Raw genomic sequence first — 10,254 nt, forward strand, 5'->3', positions numbered from 1 at the left:
GATCTGTAAATGCTGGGGTCATGCTTAATAACTGCTGAAATGCTTATCCTATATACATTTTCGCAGTTTTTGACCCCTTTTTTTTATATCTTTGTGAGAAATCCGGGTCAAAGAGTTGAAATTCCACTATGGTTTGCCAAAAATAGCGGGATTGTTCTGGTTAGCTACTTGGCAGTTGGGTTTGAATCAACCAATGGAGGCTTTTGCACAATTGCTGCTGCCGGGAGGAGAAATTGCCGATGGCAAGGATTTAGGGAACACATTAAGCCGCAAACTCAATAAAGGAGTTAAAACGCCTAATGGTCAGTTGAAAGTGAAACTACTCAATTTTTCAACTTCTCCAGAGGGAAGCGGGATTATGTCGTACCGTCGTCGTGCTTTAGGTAGTGAGTTTGATAAAAAAAGTATTGGCTTGCTGATGCTGGGTTATCGTAATGCCAGTTTTTTACTATCATCCAAAGGGAACTTAGCTAAATTTGAAACTACAGATTTAGGGATGAGTTGGTTGGTACACCAATTTGTGGAGCGTACTGCTGTTGGGTTATCAAAGGATGATTTACGATTAGCGCACTTACTGGTGCAAGCGCAAAATGGCAACCAAAATGCACTGCGTTCAATCTCACGTAAAGCTACCCCAACTGGTGTAGAGTCAGATTTAAAGTTATTTAACTCGGTCTTACCACCTTTAGTTGATGATTACTGTCGAGCAATAATTAGATGGGTGAAAAATCTGGCTGTTTTGGATGAAGTGTTAATCTGCGGGGGAACGGCGGATTTGATTCGCGCCCCGTTAACCCAATATTTTGAAAGCGCTGGCATCCCCATTGTTTGGAATGGTGGAGTGCAAATTCCCAAAGGGCTTGATACTCAAGGGTTAGAAAATAGAATTGCTGATGTGTGGACAGCGCATATTAACTATATCAAAATGCTCGATGAACATTTTGGCTATGAGCGCAAACAGAAATTATTCCCAGATAATTATCAAGCTCCACCGAAAACTAGCGTGGCTTCAATCAAAGAACTTTTCCACCAGAATGGGTTTTTACGCCAACCATCTCCCAGGAACTCAAAAAACTTAAACTAAGCAATCTTGATGTTAGACAGAGATTCTGTCGAACATCGCTAAACCTCGTTGCTCCCACCTTAGCCTGAGAAAGACGCTCTTACGCGGGGAAGGAGTAACACGCATATGCAATTCAAATGACGATTAGCTTAATTATTGCTGCTTTATGATTAGTAAATTGAGAATTTTTGTTGTGAATCAAGGAAAAACATGCCGAAAAATTGGACGTTGAAAGTAGACCAATATATCAATGCAAATTCCAACTGCATCATCGCTACTGCCCATGTAGATAGTTTTCCAGCCGACCTACCCCTAGAACCCAATATTCGAGAACCCAACCGAAAAAGCTCGACATACAAGCAAATCTACGACTCACTGACGGGCGAACCCGAAAGATTCTTCGAGCGACATGGTGGAATTGTACTGTGTGTTAACAAGGTTAAACCGAAAAACAAGACTGAGCTAGAGCTAGAGATACTACAGTCCAATGAAGGTGGTAACGATGGCATCATTAACGGGGGACACACAGTTTTAGCATTTGAGCAAGCTAGAGCAAACAAGTATGACCTCTCTCTAGCCAGAGTCAAAGTCACAATTCATATTGGGTTAAGTGAAGATGAAGCCAAAGACATCGCTCTAGCATCCAACACCTCAGCCCCAGTGGATGCCCGTTCAAAGGTAAACGCTAGAGGTGATTACAAATTCATTAAGCAGTTTTTAGCCCAACTGGAGATGGAGGAAGAAACTAAATTCCGCATTGCCTACTATCAAAACCAAAGTGGTGCGCCCAAAAGTCCACAGTGCAATGTCAACCATTTGATAAAGTTGATGAACTGTCTCGACAGGAATAAATACAACCCTAATAAAAGTAAAGGCAAACACCCCCCTGTCAGCAATAATCCTTCTTTAAGTGATACCGAAAGACAAAGACTATCGAAGTTGCTACCACTACTGCCCAAAGGGCTGTGGATTGAGCAAAGGTTATTTCAAATAATCGAAGAACACATCACCAACCCCAGAAAGAAAGGAACTATTGACCTAGCCTCTATTGATGCACGTAAGAGTACGCTGTTGCCCGACAGCCGCTATTCATTTGGCTTTGGTGCGCCGGCTGATATTGCCATGCCCATCGTTGCTGCCTATCGGGTGTTTTTGGATGAGAATTACAACTGGATAATACCTTTTGATGAATTTGCTCTTGATTTTCTACAACATTTGTGGAATAACTATTACAAAAAATACTTGGTGTCGGAGAAGTTGGCAGGAAATACAGTTGGGAGTAAAATCTGCCGCAATCCTGTAATTTGGGATAACCTCTACGTTTGTGCCCAAAGCTACCTGAATCAACAGTTGCTGGCGATGGTTAGCTCAAACAACAACAAGCGTGAGGAACTGAAATTAGCGAATTAATATGCCAGAAAATACACAATTACAAGTACAAGAATTAGCACGATTCGCCCAAGAGCAACAATTCAATGAGCAATATCGCCAGTATTTTGGGGATGTTTGGGAGGAAGCTGGGGTAAAGGATATCTCCAAAATGACCATCCCTGATGCACAACAGACATTGAAAGTTTTGGCTAATAGTGAAGCATCTCCCCAGTTTGTCAAATCCTTACTAGCACAAGCAGCAATTGATGGTGCGCCGTCGCAAGTTTTGGAGTATTTTTTGAGTAGTGACATTGATGGCGATGGGCGGACTCTAGGACAGGAAATATTTCAAGACGGCACAAATCCACTCTCTGCGGATACACCCCAACCTTCACCCAAGGCACAGGTTATATCTCCATCTCCAACTGAAGATTTGGAATGGCAAATCTAACATATATTTGCTAATTTTCCTAGCTACGTCAGTACTGAAAAAATCAGTACTGACGTAGCTAGTTCTTTTTTGAAAGGCTATATAAACTTCTTGAGTTAGGTATAGAGTTCCATATTTCAAGAAGCACAGTAGGGTGTAGTTGAGAAATCAATTGCACCTGTTCCCTCAACTAACTCCTTGCATCAGGACACAATTATGACTTTATTGGGAATCGATAGGCTCTCAGATACAACTCAAGTAAAACTGTGGGACGAGCGCGATTTATCTACAAGCTCTCGTCGCCGAGAACAATTAGAAATTCTCTTGTGCCAAAAAGTTCAAAAGGGAGAAGACCCTGCCTTATGCGAACAAGTTTTGAATTATTTGTATTTCTCCTTATATGAACAGAACCTCCATCGCATTGCTGTCCAGAAGGAAAAAGATAAGTCAGTATTTGCCACCGTACAGCAAGTTTTTATTACATCCTTCGCTATTTTAGGAATGTTTGCGTTCTTTGCCGCCGCTGGCAACAAGTCAATTGTGCAATTGCCTACGATGGAACGTAGCTCATCGCCTGCAATAGAACGACAGGCTCCCTAGTTTAGAAATTGAGCAATACAAAAGCTGAAAGCATGTGACGACAAGACTTTCAGCTTGCCTAAAATTCTAAAGATTTATGTCAAAACCAAGGTGTATCTTTATCAAAAGGCAGTGAGCTTGGTTCTTCAAAGTTCCGCAAGTCTTGTTTCATTTGTTCGCGGCGTTCTAGATATGTTCTGCTGGCACAGGAGCGCGAGCGCATTAGCCAAGCTCCATAATTAATGCCTTGTTGTGCGTGGGATGCTGACATTCTATTGTAGCTGTCAACTTCCAGCTTTTTCCGGCGTTCCATTTCCTCCAGCCATCCCTCGCTAATTCCCTGCTTGAGAGCAGATTGGATATATTCGGCTTTAAGAGTACCGTCAGGGTTGAACTGCCGCTTTTCTTCATCGGTGAAAAAGTCGAAAGCAGTGAAGATAGGCCAGGGTTCGGGATCGGTTTCGTCCAAACTTTTCCATTCGTCAAATTCTTGTTTAGATCTACGAGCATAACTGTCAATTGCACCATCAGTCATCCCTTGGGCTAACATTTGTTCCCTTGCTTGAAGCTTCAAAGTTCCGTCTGAATTGAACTCTTTGCCATTCATGTTGAGCCAGCGTTTGGTTCTGGACATATTAATAGTCTTTGACATATTGAATTCCGGAAAATTTTAATTTTATTGAAAATAATGACTCTAGAATTTAGACATTTTGATGCCAGGCTAAATCAATGGATTCACACTGGCGGGGATACAGAAAATCCCAAGTCAATTTTAACTGAAAAACTAGATAATACCCTATTAGAATTTTACTTTTCTGGGAAACAATTTTCATTTGGGCATATAGATGAGTATAGTAAAGCATCAGATTTAAAAAATCATCCAGATGGACAGATTCTGTTACTATCTTCCAAAACAAGGCTGCTGTACGGACATCCAGAATGTTTGTCAGAAATTGAAAAACTTTGTCCAGATAGGAAAGACCGGGGGGCTTATGGTTCCATCTTTCTAGGTGCTTGCCAAAATTCGATTCATGAACAATTAAATATTTTGATTGTAGATGATAATAACGGAGAAAATGGGAATATATTATCAAATGATTTAGCGTATAAAATGGTAGGAGATTGCTATGGCCAAATCTCAACCGAAGTTTATGACAAATTGACTAAACGTCAAGAACAGCCAGATAAAAGTTATCGCGTGATTCAGCATCGCTTTGGATGGAAAGAAACTGATGGTGAAGATACTAAATACAGATTTGGTAAGGGGACATTAAGACCAAATAAATTAGACAGGTTAAAATATGCAGATCGAAATAATGAACCCAAAATCGATATCATCCTTCCCCTCTCCAGCTTCAAAGGCACAGACAAGGATCGCCCTGGTGGCCCATTGAAACCACAAATTGAACCAGGGCTTTACAGGCAGAAAATTTGGCTAGGCTCTAAGTCGCAATCACAACGAGGTAAAACAGCAATCTCGCAACTACTGGCATCATTTCCCCAAGGCATTAAAGACTTTGCTGAGTCACTAGAAGCCCAAGCCCAAAAGCTGGCAGAATCTCAAAGTGACCCCAGGAAACTAGCTCAACTTTACTGTGAGAAATACGAGAAACGTAAGGCTTTCACTGAAAACCAAAAAGATTCTTCACAAGAGCAAATTACTTTTGGAGTTTCTGATGGTTCAGTTCTTGAACAGCCAGAATTGCTCGCTGGGAATGAAGTCGAAGAACAATTTGAAATCAATGATGACTTTGATGAAAAGTCTAAAACAGATGATTTATTAATGTATAAACTCATCAAAGCTGACTTAGTTGGTGGACACAATCAACTTTTAGAAACGGAGAAGGTTAGGAAAGAACTTGCTAAGTTTGTTCAGGGCGAGTGGCGAGATATTGCGCTAGGAAGGACTCTGACTTTCGACAGAGGAATGATTATTCCATCGAAGGAACTGAAGAATGGTGAAATTTGTGTTTCTTGGATGGATGAGGGAGAAAAGGTTCTTAACTTTCGCTCACCATTTCTCAACTCTAATGGTTTGTGCGTTTCAACTAATAAACTTGTTGATGACCGTCTAGGTCCAGATGGTGAGCCGTTAGAAGGTATTATCGTAGTCAACGATGAAGACCACAAGCGAATACGCCTACGAATTGCCGAGCAAGAAGCACAAGGAATAGACACCTCGGAAGTAGACCCAGCCCAAACAGAATCAGAACGGCAAGCACGAGATTACGATGGCGACTGTATCGGCGTAGAACGCGCAAGCTTATACCCCAACTTGACAGCAGAAGCTGAGTACCGGAATCAGCCGGAAAATGCCTATACTCCTACTGTGAAATTAAAGAAACAATCGTTTTACGATCCGACAGATGCTAGACAACCGCCATTTGAAGAAATCGCCATACACATGAGCGATAGTATTAGCGTGGGGGTAATTAATAATCAGGTAACAACTTTAGAAGCATTAGAATCGGAGATAGAAATATTAAAAACTTATGGGACACCCGAACAAAAATGCGAATATTTAGATAAAGTAGCTTGTCACTATCTAAAATTGTTCGAGGTTGAAAACGGAGAACGTCCCGAACTAATTACGGCAGAATACAAACCATTAATGCAATCTGTTGTAGCTCTAGCCCAAGCCCCAAGAACTCCTCAAATCATCGACCAAGCGATGGACATCAACCGCAAAAAGTATCGTAGTATGATTGAATCAGGTTGTTATCAAAATCAAATAGCAGTAGATTTATTCAAAAGTTCTAAAAAACCTGAGATGAGTTTAATTAGAGAAAATAACCGCTATTTGTACCGAGATGTTAATTATATTAAAGATAAAAAATCTTCCACAGCTTATTTAAATAGTGGCATTACAACAAGCGGTTACTCACCAGTAGAATTATTAATCAATCAAACAAATAAATATTTTCACTCTTCACTTCTTCAATCACGCCCCATAGTTCAGTTTCACGATTTGTTTAACGGTGTTGAGTTCATACCGCAGCAGAGGTTTAGCGCGATCGCTGCCAAGTACGAATTCGACAAATTATTCAACGCCGCAGTAGCAATGGAGCGACGGCGAGAAACAGAAAAAGGGCCATCAGCTGTCATCCAAACGCAGCAGGGGATGAAGTTAGAAGTTACAAACCTCCTTCGCTATGGGCATCCCGGTATTTGGAAAGCACAAACTATCAACCTGAAGCTGGTTGAAGACAAGCACTCCTCAAAATTAGTGGCGAACGCGCAAATCGACAACGAGCTTGACGATGGCGGTCAGCCCAACTACAGGAAACTGGGAACTGTCAGCCCACAGTCAGTGGAGGAAAACAACCTCAAACCTGGGATGACAACCAGTAACGCCAAGGTAGTTGAATTTCGACCTGAACTAACCAAAGGGCAAACCAAACTAATGTTTTCGCAGGCTTATAAGTTTGCTGAAGAATTTCGCGCTGGCATTCCAGAAAAAGAGCGATTGTCAGCGGCGGCAGCGGTGTGGAATGTTGGGGCAGCTCGGCAGGATGAACTAGAAGATAAACAGTCAGATAAAAGCTCTATCCAGAAAAAGACTTCCAACTTTGTGTTCGCAGCGTTTGGCGATGAAATCATATCCCGGCTAAATGAGCTGCAATTTACCGAGCTAAGAGTGGGGACTCTAGGGAATGAGGCGAACAACTTCAAGGATAAAACTTGGAATCGGGATGAGAAATACCCAATTGAGATTAGGGCATCACACCATCCAATGGGTCACGAACGCTACGCTTCGAGGTTAGTATTTGTACAAGATAACGATGGTGAATATAGAGAATTTGCACCACTAGAGCCGAGAACCGGACAATTACCCATCGGTACAAAGGCGATGGCTAATGTGTTGCCAGGGGAAACATACACAGCCTCCGCCACAATTTCTCTTCCAGGCAATGAGCCAATAGAGTTTACTATCAGAGAAATTAAGAAATTTGCTCACGCCGACAAGGTTTTCCACTCTCAAAAGGTGATGTTATCTATTGGGACAGTAGCAGTACCGAATGAAACAGTAAAAATTAAGTTGGATGGTAAAGTGTTGGGAGAATTAGATACTGATTCCGTCAAACAGCTTCAAGCATTTAATTATATTAAAGATGGTAATCCCCTCAATTTAAAACTAACAACTATTTCCGACAGTAAAAAATATGCGTTTTTAATTGCTGAATCACCCAATGGCAATTTGCTGAAGATTGATAAGATTAATTCTTATGATTATAAAGGTCAGATTTTTCGTGACACTGAATATAGGAAAGTCAGCTTAGAAGTGCCACCATTGAAAACAAGAGATGCAGTATTTCTGGATGGGGAACCGCTTGGAGTGTTACATTTTAAAAAAGATAAAGAAGCTCTCAAACAATTGGGAGTTTTGAATTTTGGGAGACTGACTCCAGTAACAGCCACATTGCAAAGTAATATCTCAACAACAATGATTGTGAAAATCGACCCCGCTACAGTTGAGTATCCTGAAGTTTGGACAAAAGAGAGTCAGGTTTTTAGAACGCAACAAGTCAAGAGAGAACAACTAACAGCAATAGAAAGAACTTCCTCAATCCTCTACAAAATTAAAGAGCGACCTACAATGTTGTTCGCTACACCAGAAGATAAAATGTTGGCACTAACCCAACTGGTGGTGGACAATCATAAGGTGGAAGCTGTAACTAAGTGGCTTACTGACAAAAACATTGCGATTTCCCAAGTGCCACCAGAGGAAGTCCCACTGGAAACGAAGAAGGGACTGGCTGTTTTTAACTTGTCTAACTCATCCATCCCTAAACCAGTATTTGGGTTGATGACCAAAAAATTTGGAGAAGTGATTGAATCCCAAGAACAGTATCAACAGAAAGTGCGATCGCTGCCTGACCGTCCAAAGCATTTGAAACCACCACAGCCAGTCGTTAGTACACTACAGGTTCAGACATCAGCCCAAACGCCACAACCACAAACCACTACGGCCGATCTAAAAGCCGCCCCCAGTCAAGAGACTCAAACTGTAACCATCGACCATCTGCGCTCGTGGTACATTACGGCTGATAATTTAAGTAAGCCAGAAGCCTACAAGCAACGAATTGTCGAAATTGCATTGGAGTTCAAAGTTACTAATCAATTATCAGCAAAAGCCCTGGCCGCAATGGAAAAAGATACAGTCAGCCGAATTGCCCAAATTTCTCAAAAATTGGCATCAAATTTAGGTCAGAGCGCGGATGATGGTACTGCTCGTGTTCAAGGTAAAGTTTACGATTTGATGTTGAACGAAGAGCAGAAAGACTTGGCGATCGCTCACAAAAACGGCGAACAAATTCTAGTTGTCAAATCTGGCCAAGTGCAGATCAACAAAGTTACTCCTCAAGTTTTGCACTCTTTCGAGAGTGCTAATAGCAAACTTGATGAAGTTTTAGAAAAAAGTCAAAAACAGGCAACAGGGTTGCAAAGGTAAAACTTAGGACTTTACACCTGGGACAGCAAGTTACTACAACAGGCAAGCAGTAGGTGAAATATTGTGAGCAATCTTGCCAAATCCTTTATACTTTATATATATGCTCGTTCCTAATTTTCAGTTACTTTGCTAGTAATATCTTGCAACATAAGATTCATCTTTTGTGAATTCCAAGTACTAACATCAATTGATGATTTATAACTTTGAATTGCTGCATGATATTCTGATTCTGAGTTATACTGTTCCTCAAAAAAATCACGGTCTTTAAAACCATAAATAATATGATTAGAATCAACTCTTTTGATGAATGGTAAAGGGGAGATAAACAGTTTCATGCTCTGAGATAGTCCAAGCATATAACCATAAAAATAACTCCAAAAAGAATTTATTTCCTGCCGAGAGAATTCAGAAAACGGCTCATGTAATATATCATTTTTGTGATCCTTCAGTTCATTCTCCGAAATTTTGTATAAACCAAAATCAAGCGAACCACGATGGTCGTAAATTTTCAGCAAATAAAATAAATTGTCTCTTTCTTTTTTAATTACGAGTAATAACGGGAAATAGAACGAGCCTTTCCAATCATCATAGTAATCACTACTTTCTCCAAGTAACCACGTTAAGATAACAAATGATTTTCCTAAACTGAGCTTATCCTTGTCCCTACGGTATGGTGAATAAAGTTGCTTATAGAGTGTGTAATCTTCTTTGATTGGAATGCTATTCTTTCTAAGCTTTGCATATTCGTAGTCGTCCAATCTCCAAAGCTGATATTTGATATTATTTAATTCAATTTCGATTTTGCTACGCTCTTTAATTTGTCTAACTACTTGCCTCATGTATTTAGCTCTAATCAGCAATATGTTTTATAGTATTAATGTACTATATTTGAGGTTTAAATTCTAGGTTTTGCTGGTTAGGCACAAACCCGAAATAAATCCAAACTCCAGTATTAAAACGAATAACCGACAGGAGCCCACTCAAAACCACCAAGGCTGGGGATTTATTTTAAGGATCTCCCTTACGTCAAGCTGGCTCGAAAGGCTTTTAAAGGGACGGTTGAGGGAGCTATTGAAAATCGTCAGTAATCGGCAGATCGTTGATAGCGCAAGACGAAGCGGTGCAGTAGTCACTGGGAAAGCATTACGAGTTTTGCTAATTCTTTCTCCAGTTACAGATAATAGTGTTAGGGCTAATTATTTAAGAGGTCTAATTGTGGTCTTTGCTGAAACTAGCTCCTCAGATATAGTAAGAACTCGCCTGACATTAGACGAGTATCGGGCAATCGAACAAACCAGCCCAGAACGTCATGAATACCGTAATGGAGAGATTATTACTATGTCGGGTGGTTCAGAAGCC

Annotated in this window: 7 protein-coding genes and 1 pseudogene; 6 read left to right on the top strand and 2 right to left on the bottom strand. The window is 40.7% G+C overall.

Annotated elements, in window-relative coordinates; translation table 11 throughout:
* Positions 1 to 115: 115 nt before the first annotated feature.
* From H6H03_RS38000 to H6H03_RS38015, 4 genes are all read left to right on the top strand, one after another.
* Complete coding sequence (locus H6H03_RS38000) at positions 116 to 1,084, top strand: hypothetical protein (RefSeq protein WP_190960160.1); 969 nt, start codon at positions 116 to 118, stop codon at positions 1,082 to 1,084.
* Between the two features lie 189 nt (positions 1,085 to 1,273).
* Positions 1,274 to 2,473 carry an AIPR family protein gene (locus tag H6H03_RS38005; protein ID WP_190960161.1) on the top strand — a complete coding sequence of 400 codons (1,200 nt, stop codon included), beginning with the start codon at positions 1,274 to 1,276 and terminating at the stop codon, positions 2,471 to 2,473.
* Between the two features lies 1 nt (position 2,474).
* Positions 2,475 to 2,885 (top strand): hypothetical protein, encoded by a 411-nt coding sequence (locus H6H03_RS38010; RefSeq protein ID WP_190960162.1) that lies wholly within the window; start codon positions 2,475 to 2,477, stop codon positions 2,883 to 2,885.
* Positions 2,886 to 3,080: 195 nt separating this feature from the next.
* Entirely contained in the window at positions 3,081 to 3,464 is a 384-nt protein-coding gene (locus H6H03_RS38015) for a hypothetical protein (protein ID WP_190960163.1), read from the top strand.
* A gap of 79 nt (positions 3,465 to 3,543) precedes the next feature.
* On the opposite strand, the gene H6H03_RS38020 is transcribed toward H6H03_RS38015, so the two are convergent.
* Complete coding sequence (locus tag H6H03_RS38020; protein ID WP_242058212.1) at positions 3,544 to 4,095, bottom strand: hypothetical protein; 552 nt, start codon at positions 4,093 to 4,095, stop codon at positions 3,544 to 3,546.
* A 36-nt stretch (positions 4,096 to 4,131) separates the two neighbouring features.
* Here H6H03_RS38020 and H6H03_RS38025 point away from each other — a divergent pair, with 36 nt between their 5' ends.
* On the top strand, positions 4,132 to 8,895 hold the full coding sequence (locus H6H03_RS38025) for a hypothetical protein (RefSeq protein WP_190960164.1): 4,764 nt from the start codon (positions 4,132 to 4,134) through the stop codon (positions 8,893 to 8,895).
* Positions 8,896 to 9,005: 110 nt separating this feature from the next.
* Here the strand turns inward: H6H03_RS38025 and H6H03_RS38030 are convergent, their stop codons facing one another.
* Entirely contained in the window at positions 9,006 to 9,734 is a 729-nt protein-coding gene (locus tag H6H03_RS38030) for a hypothetical protein (RefSeq protein ID WP_190960165.1), read from the bottom strand.
* A 319-nt stretch (positions 9,735 to 10,053) separates the two neighbouring features.
* On the opposite strand from H6H03_RS38030, the pseudogene H6H03_RS40970 reads away from it, so the two are divergent.
* A pseudogene (locus tag H6H03_RS40970) lies at positions 10,054 to 10,254 on the top strand (hypothetical protein); the annotation flags it as partial.

It is taken from the genome of Nostoc paludosum FACHB-159, assembly GCF_014698835.1.
In the GTDB taxonomy this organism is placed as follows: Bacteria; Cyanobacteriota; Cyanobacteriia; order Cyanobacteriales; family Nostocaceae; genus Nostoc; species Nostoc paludosum.